This is a genomic window from Leifsonia araucanica, assembly GCF_051161895.1.
In the GTDB taxonomy this organism is placed as follows: Bacteria; Actinomycetota; Actinomycetes; order Actinomycetales; family Microbacteriaceae; genus Leifsonia.
This window is the reverse complement of record NZ_JBMBTW010000002.1, coordinates 3,120,942-3,137,446: the sequence shown is the minus strand read 5'-3', so window position 1 is coordinate 3,137,446 and position 16,505 is coordinate 3,120,942. Positions and strand designations below refer to the sequence as shown.

Here is a 16,505-nt window from a genome sequence, read left to right as displayed (position 1 = left end):
TTACACATGACAACTACTTCACGTTGCTGAAACAGTCGCACTGGGTGTAACTTTGCACTCTCCGCAAATTTTTTTGTGCCCCACACCGGTGTGACTCCCGTGGCTCGGGCGTCCCCATTCAGACTCTCGACTCGGAGATTCATGTCAAGCCAAGCATCCGCGGCACCCGCCGCACCGAGGAACGCGATCATGACGCACCGTCAGATCCTGTTCGTCATTTTCGGCCTCATGGCCGGTATGTTCCTGTCCGCCCTCGACCAGACCGTCGTCGGTACCGCCATCCGCACCATCGGTGACGATCTGCACGGTCTGAGCCAGCAGGCGTGGGTCACCACCGCCTATCTGATCGTCTCCACGATCTCCACGCCGATCTACGGCAAGCTGTCCGACATCTTCGGCCGCCGCCCGCTGTTCATCCTCGCGATCGTCATCTTCGTGGTCGGCTCGATCGCCGCCACGTTCTCGACCTCGATGATCGAGCTCGCGGTGTTCCGCGCCATCCAGGGCCTCGGCGCCGGCGGCCTGATGTCCATGCCGCTCGCCATCATGGGCGACATGCTCGCCCCGCGCGAGCGCGCCAAGTACCAGGGATACTTCCTCGCGGTCTTCGGCATCTCGAGCCTCATCGGCCCGCTGGTCGGCGGCCTGTTCGCCGGCGCCAACGAGATCCTGTGGATCGCCGGATGGCGCTGGGTGTTCCTCATCAACGTGCCGATCGGTGTCATCGCGCTCTTCATCGTGATGCGGTTCCTGCACCTGCCGAAGCGAGAACGCGGTTCCGCCCGCATCGACTGGTGGGGTGCGACGGCGGTCGTCGTCGCCCTGGTGCCGCTGCTGCTCGTGGCGGAAGAGGGACGCGACTGGGGCTGGGACAGCGCAGGGGCGATCGCCTGCTACGTGGTCGGCGCCATCGGCATCGTCGCCTTCATCCTGGTCGAGATGGCGATGAAGGACGACGCGCTCATCCCGCTCAAGCTGTTCCGTTCCTCCACCTTCTCGATGGCCACCATCATCGGTGTGTTCGTCGGCTTCGGGATGTTCGGCGCCATGCTGACCCTGCCGCTCTACCTGCAGCTCGTGCTCGGCGCGACGCCGACGGAGTCCGGCCTGCAGATGCTCCCGATGATCCTCGGCCTCATGATCTCCTCGATCGCCTCCGGCCAGATCATCTCGCGCACCGGCCACTACCGGCAATTCCCGATCATCGGCACGGCGCTGCTGTCCGGTGGGTTCTTCTACCTGACGTTCCTCAAGTTCGACAGCTCGTACTGGTTCATCGCCGGCGCCATGCTGCTCATCGGTCTCGGCCTCGGCCAGCTCATGCAGACGCTCACCATCGCCAGCCAGAACTCGGTGGGGCTGAAGGACATGGGCGTGGCGACCAGCGCATCCACGTTCTTCCGCCAGATCGGTGGAACGCTGGGCACGGCCGTGCTGCTGTCGCTGCTGTTCACGGTGATGCCCGGCAACATCCAGACCTCGCTGAGCGACAAGCCGACGCTGACCAATGCTCTGGATGCGGCACTCACGCCGTCCGTGGCGAGCGCGCCGGAGAACAAGCAGATCATGGACACGATCTACAACAAGATCGTGACCCCGCTCGAGGCGAACGCGCAGAAGGGCGCGCACGACGCGGCCGTCGCACAGCTGGTCGCCCAGGGCGTCCCCGCCGACATCGCGGCCACCAAGGTGCCCGCTGCTCCGATCGACTTCTCGAACGCCGACCAGCGTTCGCAGGTGGTCGAGAAGGCGGTGCCCACGCTGCAGACCCAGCTGAAGAAGTCCGACTCCGCCGGTGGCGCCAGCCTCGACGACACGTCGTTCCTCAACGGCGCCGACAAGCGGCTCTCCAAGCCGTTCCTGGTCGGCTTCAACCAGTCGGCCATCGAGGTCTACTGGGTGGCGCTGATCGTGGTCCTGATCGCGTTCGTGCTCACCTGGTTCTTCAAGACGCCGCCGCTCCGGGCCAAGTCGGCCCTCCAGGAGGCGGCGGACGACGCGGCGGACGCAGCGGATGCGGCAGCCGACCGCGAGCGTGTGCTCGCCGGCACCGTGGCTGCGGAGAGCGACGAGGAGTACGACACAGGCATCCTCGCCCACCGCGCTGCCGACGACTTCGGCGCACTGATCGAGCCGGGAGCCGACACGGCCTCCCTGCGCGCCCAGCGCCCGAAGCCGGCTGCGGAGTAGGTTCAAGCGCATCCAGCGGCCGTCGCCCTCGCGGGCGGCGGCCGCTGTGCGTTGTGGGTGCGCGAGCCCCGAACCGCGCCCCGCGACGGTAACGATTCGGTCACGACGCGACGACCGCGCAGAGTCGCCATGACAGCCTCACGACGGCCGTCCGCGCGTCCCGAACCCCCGGAATTGTTGGGCAAGACGCAGAATCGCCCACAGCGCGAGCGACAGAATGCCACATCCGCGGATTGGTGCCGATGAGAGCGCGACCACGCTCGCGCTTGACACCGCCCGCAATGCCTGCATATTCTCTGTGGCAACGCGTGAGAGCGCTCTCACACCAGTGGTTGAGAGCGCTCTCAGCGCCCCACCACCAGACCACGCACACAAGGGAGTGACCGTGAAGTTCTCACGACGCACCAAGGTTGTCGCCGCCGTTGCAGGCGCCGCATCCTTCGCCCTCCTCGCCGCAGGATGTTCATCCAGCGGTGGAGACAGCGGCAGCAGCTCGAACCCGATCACGTTGACCGTCACCACGTTCGGCACGATGGGATTCGACAAGCTCTACTCGCAATACGAGAAGGAGCACCCGAACATCAAGATCAAGGCGACGAACATCGACACCGGTGACAACGCCCTGACCGACTGGCAGACCAAGGAAGCGGCCGGAAGCGGCCTCCCCGACGTCCAGGCCGTCGAAGAAGGCTGGCTCAGCAAGGTCATGCAGGTCTCCACGGACTTCAACGACCTGAAGGACTACGGAGCCGACAAGATCAAGGACCGCTGGGTCGACTGGAAGCTCAAGCAGGCCACCGACAAGGACGGCCGCATCATCGGCTACGGCACCGACATCGGGCCGGAGGGCCTCTGCTACAACAGCAAGCTCTTCGCCGCCGCCGGTCTGCCGAGCGACCGCGACTCCGTCGCCAAGCTGTTCGGCGGGGACAACGCCACCTGGGAGGACTACTTCAAGGTCGGCCAGCAGTACAAGGCCGCCAGCGGGAAGCCGTTCTACGACCAGTCCGGCTTCCTCTGGAACGCCATGGTGAACCAGCAGCCGGAGGGCTACTACACCAAGGACGGCAAGCTCAACATCGAGGACAACTCCACGCTCAAGGGCCTGTGGAGCCAGCTCGCCGGTGGAGCGGCTGCCGGCCTCTCCTCCAACCAGACCCAGTGGGACTGGGGCAAGGGCAAGGCGTTCACCGACGGCTCGTTCGCCACGTTCGTCTGCCCGGGCTGGATGCTCGGCGTCGTGCAGGGCCAGGTCAAGGCCGGCGGCGGCGACGCAGCGACCGGTTGGGACTTCGCCAACGTCTTCCCCGGCGGCGCAGCCAACTGGGGTGGATCGTTCCTGACCGTCCCGAAGCAGTCGAAGCACCCGAAGGAGGCCGCTGACCTCGCCGCCTGGCTGACCACCGCCAAGTCGCAGGTCGCCACCTTCCAGGCCGCGGGCACCTTCCCGTCCGTGACCGCAGCGCAGTCCGACTCCGGCGTGACCGGCGAGAGCGACCTGACGAAGTTCTTCAACAACGCTCCGATCGGTCAGATCCTCGCCGAGCGTGCGAAGGGCGTCGTCGCCCAGTACAAGGGACCGGACGACTCGGTCATCCAGTCCCAGGTCTTCGGCCCGTCCGTGCAGGAGCTCGACTCCGGCAAGGCGAACGGCGACCAGGCCTGGGCCAACGCGATGAAGCTGCTCAACCAGCTGGTCGTCAGCAAGTAGCATCCAGCACCGACCGGGCCCCCGCCGCGCAGGCGGCGGGGGCCCGCACCCTGGGGAGAACCAGCGCATGACCTCCGTGACAACACCGCCCACCGCGGCCGACGCCGATGGCACAGGCGCCGCCGACCGCACAGACCGCACCGACCGCAGCGACCGCCGCAAGCAGGATCGGGATGCGCGCCGCGCCCTGACCCCGCGTCAGAAGCTGAGCCGCTTCGACGTCAAGGCGTCCCCCTACTTCTACATCGCACCGTTCTTCGTGCTGTTCGGCCTGGTCGGACTGTTCCCGCTCGTCTACACGTTCGTCGTGTCGCTGAACAAGTGGAACCTCCTCACCGGCCCCGGCGAGTGGGTCGGCCTCGGCAACTACGTCGCCGAGCTGAGCGACCCGTTCTTCTGGAACTCGCTGTTCAACACCCTCAGCATCTTCCTGCTGTCCGCGATCCCGCAGCTGATCGGCGCCGTGCTGATCGCCGCGATCCTGGACCAGAACATCCGGGCCAAGACGTTCTGGCGGATGAGCGTCCTCATCCCGTACGTCGTCACGCCCGTCGCTGTCACCCTCATCTTCTCCAGCGCCTTCGACGAGAAGTACGGCCTGATCAACAACCTGCTGCAGTCCGTGCACCTCTCCCCGATCAACTGGAAGACCGAGACGTTCCCCGCGCACGTCGCCATCGCATCCATGGTCAACTGGCGCTGGACCGGCTACAACGCGCTGATCCTGCTCGCCGCAATGCAGGCCGTGCCGCGCGACATCCACGAGTCGGCCGCGCTCGACGGCGCGGGCGCGTTCCGCCGCTTCTTCTCGATCACCCTGCCGAGCATCCGGCCCACGATGATCTTCGTCATCGTCACGGCCACCATCGGCGGCCTGCAGATCTTCACGGAACCGAAGCTGTTCAACCCGTCCAGCGCCGTGCCGGGCGGACCGCAGCGGCAGTACCAGACCACCGTCCTCTACCTGTGGGACATGGCGTTCAACCGCCAGAACTTCGGCAAGGCATCGGCCATCGCCTGGCTGCTGTTCATCATCATCGTCGCGTTCGGGGTGCTGAACTTCCTCATTTCCCGGCGCATCGCATCCACAGAGGCCCGGATGGGCGCCAAACGCACCGCACGTCGGCTGGCGGCTTCACGCGCCACGGCGGGGGCGGGTGACGCGGGCAGTGGGAACAGTGACGACACGGCCACCGAGGGCGACCTCGCCCTGGTCGCCGCAAGCGAGGAGAAGAGATCATGACCGCCACCGTCGACCGCAACGGCCAGGCAGAGCAGCGCTCGCCCCGGGCGGCAGCGCCGAAGGCCGGCACGCAGAAGGGCCGGGCGCCGAAGCGCCGCGCGCTCGGCATCGACCGCCGCCCCGGTTTTCTCACCTACGGCCTGCTGATCGTCGTGTTCATCGGCGGCGTCTACCCGCTGTGGTGGTCCGTCGTCGCCGGGTCGAGCCCGAGCAGCGTGCTCACCTCCACATACCCTCCTCTGCTTCCCGGCGGACAGTTCTGGACCAACGTCGCACAGGTGCTCGACACCGTGCCGTTCTGGCTGGCTCTCGGCAACTCGCTCATCGTCGCGAGCATCATCACCATCTCGGTGGTCGGGTTCTCGACGCTCGCCGGCTACGCGTTCGCGAAGCTGAAGTTCCGCGGTCGCGAGGGGCTGATGGTGTTCGTCATCGCGACCCTCGCCGTGCCGACCCAGCTGGGCATCATCCCGCTGTTCATGGTGATGAAGCAGTTCGGCTGGACGGGCACCCTGGGCGCGGTCATCATCCCGACCCTGGTGACCGCGTTCGGCGTGTTCTTCATGCGTCAGTACCTGGTGGACGTGATCCCGGAGGAGCTGATCGAGGCCGCACGCGTCGACGGCGCCAACATGATCCGCACGTTCTGGCACGTCGGCGTCCCCGCCGCGCGTCCCGCGATGGCGATCCTCGGCCTGTTCACCTTCATGACCGCGTGGACGGACTACCTGTGGCCGCTGCTCGTCGTGCCGCAGAACCCGACCCTGCAGGTCGCGCTGAGCCAGCTGCAGTCGGCCAAGTACGTCGACTACTCGATCGTGCTCGCCGGCGCCGTCATGGCCACCATCCCCCTGCTCATCCTCTTCGTGCTCGCCGGCAAGCAGCTGGTCTCCGGCATCATGGCCGGCGCGGTGAAAGGCTAAGAATGACCTTCCAGACCACCGACTGGCCTGCTGGTTTTCTGTGGGGGTCGGCGACCGCCGCTGCCCAGATCGAGGGCGCAGCGCACGAGGACGGCAAAGAGGACTCCATCTGGGACCACTTCGCGCGCATCCCGGATGCCGTCGCCGGCGGGGACACCCCCGAGGTCGCCGTCGACCACTACCACCGGATGCCGGCCGACGTCGCGCTGATGAAGCAGCTCGGCCTGCAGTCGTACCGGTTCTCGATCTCGTGGGCGCGCGTGAAGCCGGGCGACCGCTTCGTGAATCGCGCGGGGCTCGACTTCTACAGTCGCCTGGTCGACGAGCTGCTGGATGCGGACATCCTGCCGTGGCTCACGCTCTACCACTGGGATCTGCCGCAGACGCTCGAAGACGCGGGCGGCTGGGCGAACCGCGACACGGCGTACCGTTTCCGTGACTATGCTGGGGCGGTCTACGACGCTCTCGGCGACCGGGTGAGCCACTGGACCACGTTCAACGAGCCGCTGTGCTCGTCGCTGATCGCGTACGCGGCCGGTGAGCACGCTCCCGGTCGTCGGGAGCCGCGCGCGGCACTGGCGGCGCTGCACCACCAGCACCTCGCACACGGGCTCGCGGTGCAGACGCTGCGGGATGCGGCGGGCGCGCCCGGCACAGCCTCCTCCGCCGCCGCCTCCGCCGCCGCGCTGCGCGTCGGCATCACGCTCAACCTCACCAACGCCGTGCCGAACGACCCGTCCGACCCGACGGACCGCGAGGCCGCCCGCAGGATCGACGGCCTGTGGAACAGGATGTTCCTCGAGCCGCTGCTCCTCGGCAGCTACCCGGACGACGTGCTCGACGACCTCCGCGAGCACCGTTTCGAGGAGCTGGTGCACGACGGCGACCTCGCCACCATCGCGCAGCCGATCGACTTCCTCGGCGTGAACCACTACCACGACGACAACGTCTCCGGGCATCCACTGCCGGCGGATGCGGTCCCCGGCCTCACGCCGACGGACCGGCCGAAGTCGTCGCCGTTCGTCGGCAGCGAGTACGTGACGTTCCCGTCGCGCCACCTGCCGCAGACGGCGATGGGCTGGGAGGTCAACCCGGACGGGCTGCGCACCCTGCTCGTCCGGCTCGGCCAGGAGTACCCGGCCCTTCCGCCGCTCTACATCACCGAGAACGGCGCGGCGTACAACGACACGGTCGCTGACGACGGACGCATCCACGACACGGAACGCGAGGCGTACATCCTCGCTCACGTGGATGCCGTCCGCTCCGCCATCGCGGAGGGTGCCGACGTGCGCGGCTACTTCGTGTGGTCGTTCCTCGACAACTTCGAGTGGGCCTGGGGATACGAGAAGCGCTTCGGGATCGTGCGGGTGGACTACGAGACGCAGGGGCGTACCGTGAAGGAGTCCGGTCACGCGTTCGCCCGGCTGATCGCGGAGGCACGGAGCACGGCCGCCACGCCCAGCCGCTCCGCCGAGCCCGTCGGCTCTAGCATGGGTCTTGCGGTAGAAAGGTGACCCGATGACGTCGGAGCAGGTGGACGGTCGCGCCGTTCCCACCCTCGAAGCGGTGGCGGCGCGTGCGGGAGTCTCGCGCGCCACCGTGTCCCGCGTCGTGAACGGTTCCACGAAGGTCACACCCGAGGTGACGGAGGCGGTCACCAAGGCCATCGCCGACCTCAACTACGTGCCGAACCGCGCCGCCCGCTCCCTCGCATCCCGTCGCACGCAGGTGATCGCCCTGGTCGTGCCGGAGTCGACGGCGAAGGTCTTCGCCGACCCGTTCTTCGCATCCATCGTCCAGGGCGTCGCCCTGCACCTGGCCGACACGGAGTACACGCTCAACATGGTGATCTCGTCGGAGCTGAACCCCGACAAGACCAGGCGGTACCTGATGGGCGGCAACGTCGACGGCGCCCTCGTCGTCTCCCACCACTCCGGCGACCACTCGTACGCGCAACTCGGCTCGACACTGCCGATCGTCTACGGCGGCCGCCCGGTGAGCGAGACCGAGCACAACGCCTCCTTCGTCGACGTCGACAACGTCGCGGGAGCGGCGGGCGCGACCGAGCACCTGATCGAGCGCGGCCGCCGCAACATCGCCCTCATCACGGGCCCCCAGGACATGCCCGCCGGCCTCGACCGCTTCACCGGCTGGCACAGGGCGATGGATGCGCACGGCCTCGACACGTCCCTGGTCGAGTACGGCGACTTCTCCCCCATGTCCGGCATGGAAGCGATGCGCCGCCTCCTCGCCCGCGGCGTGCCGATCGACGGCCTGTTCGCCGCCAACGACCAGATGGCGGCCGGCGCATACTCGGCGATCCTGGAGTCCGGCCTGAGCATCCCGGGCGACATCGCGGTCGTCGGCTACGACGACGACTACTTCGGCCTCACGGCGACGCCGCCCCTGACCACCGTGCACCAGCCGTCTGTCGGGCTCGGCGAGACGATGGCGGAGGTGCTGGTGCGCCGTATCGAAGGCGAACCGGTGGACAGGGTGACGCTGCTGCCCACGGAGCTGGTGGTGCGGCAGAGCTCGTAGTGGTGAGGCGGCCGGTCCCCGCGCTACCCCAGCGCCCGGAACACCCGGTTCCCCAGCACCGCGAGCACGAACCCCGTCGCCACGATCGCCGCAACACCCCCGGCGTACGCCACGAACAAATGCTGGCTCGCCCCGTCCTGCGCGGAGAAGTACGTCACCAGCAGCGCCGCGACCGCTCCGACGGCGCAGACCACCGCGATCCAGAGCAGGGCCCACAGTTTCGTGCGCACCGGGCGTTGGGCGGTGGGCACGCGCAGCCAGGAGTAGAGCAGGCCGGCGATGCAGCCCCAGAATGCCACCACGAGCATCCCGGCGACCACGTCGCTCGGCCGGTGCCACTGCTCCACCAGCGTGGATGCGCCTGCCGCGATCGTGAAGATCGAGCCGATCACCGCGGCCAGCGGACGGAAGCGCGGGGATGCGACGAGGAAGACGACGAGCGCCGCCGACGCAGCGACGGTGGTGTGCCCGGACGGCAGGGAGTTGGCGAGGCCGACGTCCACGCCTTTCGACGGGCGGCTGAGCACCGTGTATTTGAGCAGCTGGGTGCTGCCGTTGGCGAGTGCCGCTGCTGCGACGGCCACGAAGAAGACCGCCCAGTTGCGGCGGAACGCCACGATCGCGAGGGCGGCGATACAGCCCAGGATGACCGAGGCGGCCGGCAGCGCGTTGAGGAAGGTGTGGGCGAACTCGATCAGGTCGCCCTTCCACGCGTCGGCCCCCGCGAAGGCGCGTTCGTCGATGACCTGGCCCATGTAGCTCTGCACGAACACCAGGTAGATGAGGGCGAACACCACGGCCGTGCCCAGCGCACCCCAGACGAAGGGCAGAGGGCGGAGCGCGGTTCGCATAGTGCCCCAGCCTCCCATACCGTTCTTGGTGTTCTCCGGGCGGGTGCTCCGGGGTGTCTGGAATCGTGTCGGGAATCGCGTCAGGAATCCGTCGACGGACAGTGGATGCGCGCCCGCTACCCCTCCACGAACCGCACGGCGGGCTCCGCGGCGGCGAACCGCGCCCGCATCACGCCGATCGCGTCCGGGTTGCTGTCGACCAGCAGGAACCGTCGGCCGAGGGCGGCGGCAACCGCTCCGGTCGTCCCACTTCCCGCGAAGAAGTCGAGCACCCAGTCGCCTTCGCGGCTCGACGCCTGCACGATGCGGCGGAGGATGCCTTCCGGCTTCTGGGTGGGGTACCCGGTCTTCTCGCGGCCGGTCGGCGAGACGATGGTGTGCCACCACACGTCCGTCGGCAGCTTGCCCAGCTCCGCCTTCTCCGCCGTCACCAGGCCGGGCGCCATGTACGGCTCCCTGTCGACCGCCGACGAGTCGAAGAAGTAGCCTGCGGGGTTCTTCACGTAGACCAGGATCGTGTCGTGCTTGGTCGGCCACTTGTTCTTCGACTTCGCGCCGTAGTCGTAGGCCCAGACGATCTCGTTGAGGAACGATTCGCGGCCGAACAGCGCATCCAGCAACACCTTGGCGTAGTGGGCTTCGCGGTAGTCGAGGTGCAGGTAGAGCGTGCCGTGGTCGGCGAGGATGCGCCACGCCTCGATCAGGCGCGGCTCGAGGAACGACCAGTAGTCGTCGAAACGGTCGTCGTAGCGCAGCAGGTCGCCTTTGATGCGCTCGTAGCTGCGCCCTTTGAACCCGGTGACGCTGCCCGCGCCGCCCGCCGACCGCACCGACGTGGTGCTCCGCCTGGTCTGCGACCGGCCGGTGTTGAACGGCGGGTCGAGGTAGATGAGGGTGAACGACTCGTCCGGCAGGGCGGCCACGATGTCGAGGTTGTCGGCGTGCACGACGGTGCTCGGCGCATCCGGATGCCAGGCCACGGGAGGGAGGGCCGCATCCGCGGTGGCGTCGTCCTGCATTCCACCATTCTCGCAGTGTGTGCGCCGGGTCGCCGCCGCGTCGCCCGTCGGGGTTAGCCTGGCGGGATGAGTCTCACCGTGGTGAAGCAGCCGGAGTCCTCCCGTTACGTGCTCGTCAAGGACGGAGAGCAGATCGGCGTCGCCGAGTACGACCTGCGCGACGACGCGATCGTGTTCACGCACACCGTGATCGACGAGGAGAAGCGGGAGAAGGGGATGGCGTCGACGCTGGTGCAGGAAGCGCTCGACGACGTGCGCGCGAACACCGACCTGCGCGTGGTCGCGACGTGCCCGTACGTGCGGCACTGGCTCAGGGAGCATCCCGGGTATCAGGACCTGCAGTCGCGCTAGACGGCACATCGATCCGGATCGTGCCGCCCTCCCAGATGCCCTTGTCCCCGTCGCCGGGCAGCGGGGCGGGAGCGGGGAGCATGGACTGCCGGTCGAGCTCGACCTGAGCCTCGTGACGGGTCGGCGCGAACACCTCGTCGCCGATGCCGACGATGCTGCTCGACGACCCTCCCGACGTCTTCGTCTTGTCGGAGAAGTCGATCCAGCCGAGCCTCGACGCCACGACAACGAGCACCACTGCGGCCACCACCGCGCCGACGATCCACCAGTTCACGCCGGTCAGGCTACCCGAAAGCACTGAGAATGTCCCCCATCCGGGGGCGAACAGCAGTGGATGCGCGCACCGGCAGCACGAGCAGCGCGCCGGTCACCGGGTGGTCGACGGTCTCGACCGGGTGCCCGTAGACAGCGCTCAGCCGCTCGCCGGTGAGGACGTCGCGCGGGGCTCCGTCCGCGACCACACGGCCGTCGGCGAGCAGCACGACCCTGTCCGCGTACGCCGCGGCGAGGTTCAGGTCGTGCAGCACGGCGAGCACGGCGGCGCCGTCCGCCGCCAGGCCGGCGGCGAGCGCGAGCACCTGCTCCTGGTGGCCGATGTCGAGCGCGTCCGTCGGTTCGTCGAGGAGCACGACGCGGCAGCGCTGGGCGAGCACCCTGGCGAGGGAGACGCGGGCGAGTTCTCCGCCGGAGAGGGTGGTCACATCCCGGTCGGCGAGGTGGGCCGTGTCTGTGCTGGCGAGCGCGGCGGCGACGATCTCGTCGTCGGTGGCGTCTGCGCCGTCCGACGGGAGACGTGACCACGGCATCCGCCCCATTGCGACGACCTCGCGCACCGGGTAGGAGAACGACACCCCCTTCTGCTGCAGCAGCACGCTGCGCAGGCGGCCGAGCTCCTGCACCCGGATGCGCGCCAGCGGCCGTCCGTCGATGGTCGCCGTTCCGGCGTCCGGCGTCACGTCGCCCGCCAGCACGGAGAGCGCCGTCGACTTGCCTGCGCCGTTCGGGCCGATGAGGGCGACGAGTTCGCCGGGGCGCACCGCGAGATCCACGTCGGACAGCAGCGCCCTGCCGTCCACGGTGAGGCTGACGCCGCGCAGGTCGGCGCTCACGCTGCTCCCTCCTTGGCGGCGATGGTGCGCCGGAGCAGCACAAAGAAGACCGGGCCGCCGACGAGGGCCGTGAACATCCCGATCGGCAGGTCGGCGAACGGCACGACCGTGCGTGCGGCGAGGTCGGCCGCGCTGATCAGCAGGGCGCCGCCGAGGGCGCTGGCCGGGATGAGTGCGGCGTGCGCAGGGCCGATCAGCAGCCGCAGCAGGTGCGGGATGATCAGGCCGACGAACGCGATGATCCCCGCGAATGACACGGCGACGGCGGTGAGCAGCGCCACCAGGAGGATCGCCACCAGCCGCACCCGCTCCACCGGGACGCCGAGGTGCCTGGCGCTGCGTTCGCCGAGCGCGAGCGCATCCAGTCGCCTGGCCAGCAGCCACGCGCAGCCCACCCCGACGACCAGCAGGGGCGCGGTGACGGCGACGGCCGCCCAGGTGGCTCCGTTGAGAGAACCGAGCTGCCAGAACATGATCTGCTCGCGGCTGGCGGTGTCCGCCTGGAAGACCAGGAAGGCGATGATCGCGTTCGCCACGGCATTGATCGCGATGCCGGTGAGCACGAGCATCAGCACCTGGGTGCGGCCTCGGGCGCGGGAGAGCAGGTAGACGAGCACGGTGGTCAGCACGCCCATGATGAAGGCGGCGAGCGGGATGCTCGCCGGGCCGAGCTGCTGCAGGTCCAAGACGATCACGGCGCAGGCTCCGACGGCGCAGCCGGCGGAGACCCCGACGACGGCCGGCTCGGCCAGCGGGTTGGCGAAGACGCCCTGCATCAGCGCGCCGGCCACGCCGAGCGCAGCACCGACGACGATCCCGAGCGCCACCCGCGGGAACCGGATGTTCCACAGTGCGCCGTCCGCGTAGGTCGCCGCCCCGCTCGCCGCAGGTCCGATGCCGATGCGGCGGCCGATGGATGCGACGATCTCGGCGGGAGAGAGCGCGAACTGGCCGACGGCGGACGAGAGCAGCACGGCGGCGGCGAGCAGCACCACGAGGGCGACGAGCACGGGGACGCGGCGGCGGCGCGCGCGGGTGACGGCGCTGAGACGCTGGCCCTGCTCAGCGCGCTGCCGCTGCCGGGGGTGGGTGGCGGCCTCGACACTCGTCACCTGCCGGCCCCCGGCCGGTACAGCGCGTCGGCGAGCGACAGCAGCACCGCGGGCGTCGTCGGGCCGAACGACAGCAGCTGCCCGTCGTTCATGTCCACGATCCTGCGGTGCTGTCCGGCCGCCGTGTCCGCGACGCCCGGCCGCTGCAGCAGACCGTCGACGCCGCCCGTGGAGGCGAGGCCGTCCGTCATCATGAGGAACACATCCGGGTTCGTCGCCAGCAGCGCCTCGCTGTTGGCGGGCTTCGCGCCCGTGATGCCCGCCTCGGTCGCCACGTCGACGGCGCCGAGAGCTCCGATCAGGTCGTCGGCGCCCATCCCCTTCCCGAACAGGAAGAACACTCCAGCGCGGCCGCGCACGTAGAGCATGGCCGCACGCAGCCGGTCGTCGCCGGTCGGCGCCATCTCCGCGATGGTCTTCTTGGCCGCCGCGAGGTCGCCCGCCACGCGAGCGGCGAGCCGCTTGCCGTCCGCGTCGAGCCCGACAGCGTGAGCGACCGTCTCGATCTGCGAGCCGATGGCGCCGATGCTGCGTTCCGCGTCGAAGAACACGACGGTGACCCCGGATGCGCGGAGCTGGTCCTGCACGTCGCGCGGCCCGAGCGTCGTGTCCGTGAGCACCAGCGTCGGGTGCAGCGCGAGGATCGCCTCGCCGTTGAGCTCGTGCCCGTTCTGGGTCACCAGCGGCAGTTTCGACATCACCCCGAGCGTGTTCGAGGCTCCCCGGCCGACGAGCGCATCGCCGAGCCCCAGGCCCACGACCGTCTCTGCGAGGGTGCCGTAGACGTCCAGGGCCAGGATGCGGCTGGTGTCTGCGACCGTGACCCTGGTGCCGGAGGCGTCGTCGACCGTCACGGGCAGCGTCGGCTTCGGCGCGGTGGTGATCGGCACGACGTCGGCGACGGGCGCGGCGGTCGACGGGCCGGTGATGGTGCGCGGGTCGGCGAGGCCGCTCCGCGCATCCCGTGCCGTGGCCGTGGTGCTCGGCGCTGGTGATGTCGCCGACGTCGCCGCCGTCGCGCCGCATCCCGAGAGCGTCGCGACCACGGAGACGACGGCGGCCAGCCGCAGGAGGCGGGCGGACCGCGACGGCCGCCGACGCCCGTGGGCGGAGCCGACGGCCCCGCCCACGGGTGCTTCGGTGCTGGAGGTCACGCCTGCGCCACCGCCTGGGTGGATGCGCGGCGCCGCACGGCGACGACCGCCGCGATCCCGACCAGGACCATCAGGCCGCCGAGCAGCGGCCAGCCGCCGGCATCTCCTCCGCCGGTGGTGGCGAGGCTGGACGCTGTCGCGCTGTCGCAGGCGACGGATGCGCCGAGCGGCAGGCTGAACGAGACGGGGTCGAGCGCGGTGCCAGCCTCGTAGAACCCGGCGAACGCGGATGCGCCTGCCGCGGTGAGCGTGACGGGAGCGTCCGTCGCGGTCACCCGGGAGCCGGATGCTCCTCCGTTCAGCGCGACGGAGGCGAACGCGATCCCGGAATGGTCGCTGGCGGCGCCTCCCATGTCGGTCGAGTGCACGTCGGCGACGATGGTGGCCGAGTCCGGCCCCGTCACGCGGAGGGCGATGTTGGAGAGCACGAGGCTGAGGACGCCGCCGTGACCGGAGAACGAGACGCTGCCGGGGAAGCGCGCGATGCCCTTCTCGTCCTCGGTGTTGTAGCTGCCGGAGCCGTTCGACCAGCCGAACCGGCCGTCGGCGTACGTCACGCCGGAGAGGGTCCACGATCCGTTCGCGATTCCGCCGGAGATGTAGGTGCGGAAGCTCGACTTGAGGCCCCAGCTCATGGTCGCGTCGTCGATCGAGCGGGCGACGCAGACCGGCTCTGCGACCGCGGTGGGTGCGGTCACGACAGCGGGGACGGCAGGGTCGACGGGCGGGGTGACCACCGGCGGCGCCGTGACGGTGTGCGAGACCGGAGCGGCCGTCGAGCCGGCGAATGCGGAGGGGTCGGCCGGGGTGAACGTGGCCGACAGCGTGCGCTCGCCCTGGGGAAGGGTGGAGATGCGGGTGGTGGCCTGGCCGTCGCGGAGCACGAGGTTGCGCGCGACCACGGTGCCTCCGTCGAGGATGCTCACGGTGCCTTCGGCCTTCGGCGAGACGGTGACGGTCACATCCACACCGGCGCCCGCGGCCGAGCTGACCGAAGAGGTGGTGAGGCTGAGGGTGGTGGCGACAGGCGTCACGGCGGGGACGGCGAACGCGATCGGCGTGTACGTGTCCTGGCTGCGGTCGGCCGAGCCGTGCGCGGCGAAGGTGTACACGCCGCACTCCTCGGTGGAGCAATCGACCTGGCGGCCGTTCGAGGTGAAGTCCTGCGCGATCCCGCTCAGTGTGGTGGTGAACGCGCCGTCCGCTCCGATCGTGCGCACCCACGCGACGCCCTGGAAGAGCGAGGCGGTGAGGTTCCAGGCCGGCTCGTTCGCGGCCGACTTGGGTCCGACGCCGACGTAGACACCAGGCACGGCTCCGCCGGTCGCGGCGAAGCCCGCGCCCGTGACGGTGATGGATGCGCCGGCGGGGTCGAGCCCGGTGGCCGGGGCGACGGTGACGGATGCGGGGGCGGGCGCGCCGACGGCGGTGACCGTCACGCTCACGGCCGAGGCGGTGGATGCGGCGAAGGCGGTGGCGTCGGACGGGGCGAACGACGCGGCGATCGCGTGCGAGCCGACCGCGAGGCCGCTCGTCGTGAGAGCCGCGGTGGCGCCGGAGACGGTCGCCGTCCCCAGCGTCGTCGCACCATCGGTGAAGGTGACGAGGCCCGCGGCGGCCGGGCTGACCGTCGCCGTGACGGTCACGGGCGAGCCGTCCGTGACGCTGGCGGCGCTCGATGCCAGCGCGAGCGTGGTGGAGGCGGGCGGGGCGGGAGCGTAGACCAGCGGGGTGATCGAGTTCTGGCTGGTGTCGCTCATCCCCTGGCCGTGGCCCTTGGAGGTGTAGACCGCGTACGCCGGGACGGATGCGCTGGCGGCGGGGACGGTGACCGTGACGGAGAACGTGCCGTCCGCGTTCATCGGCGCCGTGCGGCCGGACGGGCTGGTGCCGTCGACGTTGCCCGGCGCGATCCAGACCGTCTCACTGCTGAGCAGGCTGCTCGCTCCGAGGTAGAAGCCGGGCAGTCCGGCCGGGCCGACGCCCAGGTAGATGCCCTGCGTGCTCGGGGTGAAGCCGCTGCCGCTGAGCGTGATCGTGCCGCCCGCTGCCGGGACCTGCTGGGCGGAGACCGCCGGCCCAGCCGCGTGGGCCGGGGTGGCGACGGCGGTGACGCCGAGCGTCGCCAGGGCGGTCGCGACCAGGGCGGCGAGCAGACGCGTGCCGCGTGCTCTGGCCGGTGCCGTGGCGGCTGTGGGCGGGGAACTCATCGATCTCATGGCGCTCCTGTGAGCGGGTCGGCACACCGCCGACCCGCTGGACTCTGAATGGTGTGGTTAGGTAAGGCTTAGCTAACTAAGC

General features: G+C 69.7%; 14 protein-coding genes. 7 read left to right on the top strand and 7 right to left on the bottom strand.

The genetic code is table 11. The features are described 5' to 3' along the window. Positions 1 to 189 precede the first annotated feature (189 nt). From ACN6M5_RS15170 to ACN6M5_RS15145, 6 genes are all read left to right on the top strand, one after another. Positions 190 to 2,190 (top strand): MDR family MFS transporter, encoded by a 2,001-nt coding sequence (locus ACN6M5_RS15170; protein ID WP_247597251.1) that lies wholly within the window; start codon positions 190 to 192, stop codon positions 2,188 to 2,190. A gap of 385 nt (positions 2,191 to 2,575) precedes the next feature. Then, entirely contained in the window at positions 2,576 to 3,901 is a 1,326-nt protein-coding gene (locus ACN6M5_RS15165; protein ID WP_434951053.1) for an ABC transporter substrate-binding protein, read from the top strand. A gap of 67 nt (positions 3,902 to 3,968) precedes the next feature. Next, a complete protein-coding gene (locus tag ACN6M5_RS15160) occupies positions 3,969 to 5,144 on the top strand; it encodes a carbohydrate ABC transporter permease (protein WP_085369651.1) in 1,176 nt (391 codons plus the stop codon). Continuing rightward, entirely contained in the window at positions 5,141 to 6,067 is a 927-nt protein-coding gene (locus tag ACN6M5_RS15155; RefSeq protein ID WP_434951051.1) for a carbohydrate ABC transporter permease, read from the top strand. Before ACN6M5_RS15160 ends, ACN6M5_RS15155 begins: the two co-directional genes overlap by 4 nt. Positions 6,068 to 6,069: 2 nt before the next feature. Then, on the top strand, positions 6,070 to 7,581 hold the full coding sequence (locus ACN6M5_RS15150; RefSeq protein ID WP_434951049.1) for a GH1 family beta-glucosidase: 1,512 nt from the start codon (positions 6,070 to 6,072) through the stop codon (positions 7,579 to 7,581). Positions 7,582 to 7,585: 4 nt separating this feature from the next. Next, positions 7,586 to 8,608: a LacI family DNA-binding transcriptional regulator gene (locus ACN6M5_RS15145; protein WP_085369656.1), complete on the top strand. Its 1,023-nt coding sequence runs from the start codon at positions 7,586 to 7,588 to the stop codon at positions 8,606 to 8,608. A gap of 23 nt (positions 8,609 to 8,631) precedes the next feature. On the opposite strand, the gene ACN6M5_RS15140 is transcribed toward ACN6M5_RS15145, so the two are convergent. Both ACN6M5_RS15140 and ACN6M5_RS15135 read right to left on the bottom strand, forming a co-directional pair. After that, positions 8,632 to 9,459: a phosphatase PAP2 family protein gene (locus tag ACN6M5_RS15140; protein ID WP_434951047.1), complete on the bottom strand. Its 828-nt coding sequence runs from the start codon at positions 9,457 to 9,459 to the stop codon at positions 8,632 to 8,634. A 116-nt stretch (positions 9,460 to 9,575) separates the two neighbouring features. Beyond that, the gene (locus ACN6M5_RS15135) at positions 9,576 to 10,478 is read right to left on the bottom strand and encodes a DNA-methyltransferase (protein ID WP_168688399.1); all 903 of its coding nucleotides are present in this window, start codon (positions 10,476 to 10,478) and stop codon (positions 9,576 to 9,578) included. 66 nt (positions 10,479 to 10,544) lie between these two features. Here ACN6M5_RS15135 and ACN6M5_RS15130 point away from each other — a divergent pair, with 66 nt between their 5' ends. Beyond that, positions 10,545 to 10,829: a GNAT family N-acetyltransferase gene (locus ACN6M5_RS15130; protein ID WP_434951044.1), complete on the top strand. Its 285-nt coding sequence runs from the start codon at positions 10,545 to 10,547 to the stop codon at positions 10,827 to 10,829. Here ACN6M5_RS15130 and ACN6M5_RS15125 read toward each other — a convergent pair. The 5 genes from ACN6M5_RS15125 to ACN6M5_RS15105 are packed head-to-tail and all read right to left on the bottom strand — an operon-like array spanning position 10,789 to position 16,423. Further along, on the bottom strand, positions 10,789 to 11,103 hold the full coding sequence (locus ACN6M5_RS15125; RefSeq protein ID WP_168688398.1) for a hypothetical protein: 315 nt from the start codon (positions 11,101 to 11,103) through the stop codon (positions 10,789 to 10,791). The two genes, ACN6M5_RS15130 and ACN6M5_RS15125, sit on opposite strands and share 41 nt — an antisense overlap. Before the next feature lie 10 nt (positions 11,104 to 11,113). Continuing rightward, positions 11,114 to 11,938, bottom strand: coding sequence for a heme ABC transporter ATP-binding protein (locus ACN6M5_RS15120; protein ID WP_434951042.1), 825 nt, complete (start codon positions 11,936 to 11,938; stop codon positions 11,114 to 11,116). Further along, positions 11,935 to 13,050, bottom strand: coding sequence for a FecCD family ABC transporter permease (locus tag ACN6M5_RS15115; protein ID WP_434951040.1), 1,116 nt, complete (start codon positions 13,048 to 13,050; stop codon positions 11,935 to 11,937). Before ACN6M5_RS15115 ends, ACN6M5_RS15120 begins: the two co-directional genes overlap by 4 nt. Continuing rightward, entirely contained in the window at positions 13,047 to 14,204 is a 1,158-nt protein-coding gene (locus ACN6M5_RS15110) for a heme/hemin ABC transporter substrate-binding protein (protein WP_434951038.1), read from the bottom strand. The genes ACN6M5_RS15115 and ACN6M5_RS15110 overlap by 4 nt, the downstream gene beginning before the upstream one ends. Continuing rightward, positions 14,201 to 16,423 (bottom strand): HtaA domain-containing protein, encoded by a 2,223-nt coding sequence (locus ACN6M5_RS15105; protein WP_434951036.1) that lies wholly within the window; start codon positions 16,421 to 16,423, stop codon positions 14,201 to 14,203. Before ACN6M5_RS15105 ends, ACN6M5_RS15110 begins: the two co-directional genes overlap by 4 nt. Positions 16,424 to 16,505: the final 82 nt, after the last annotated feature.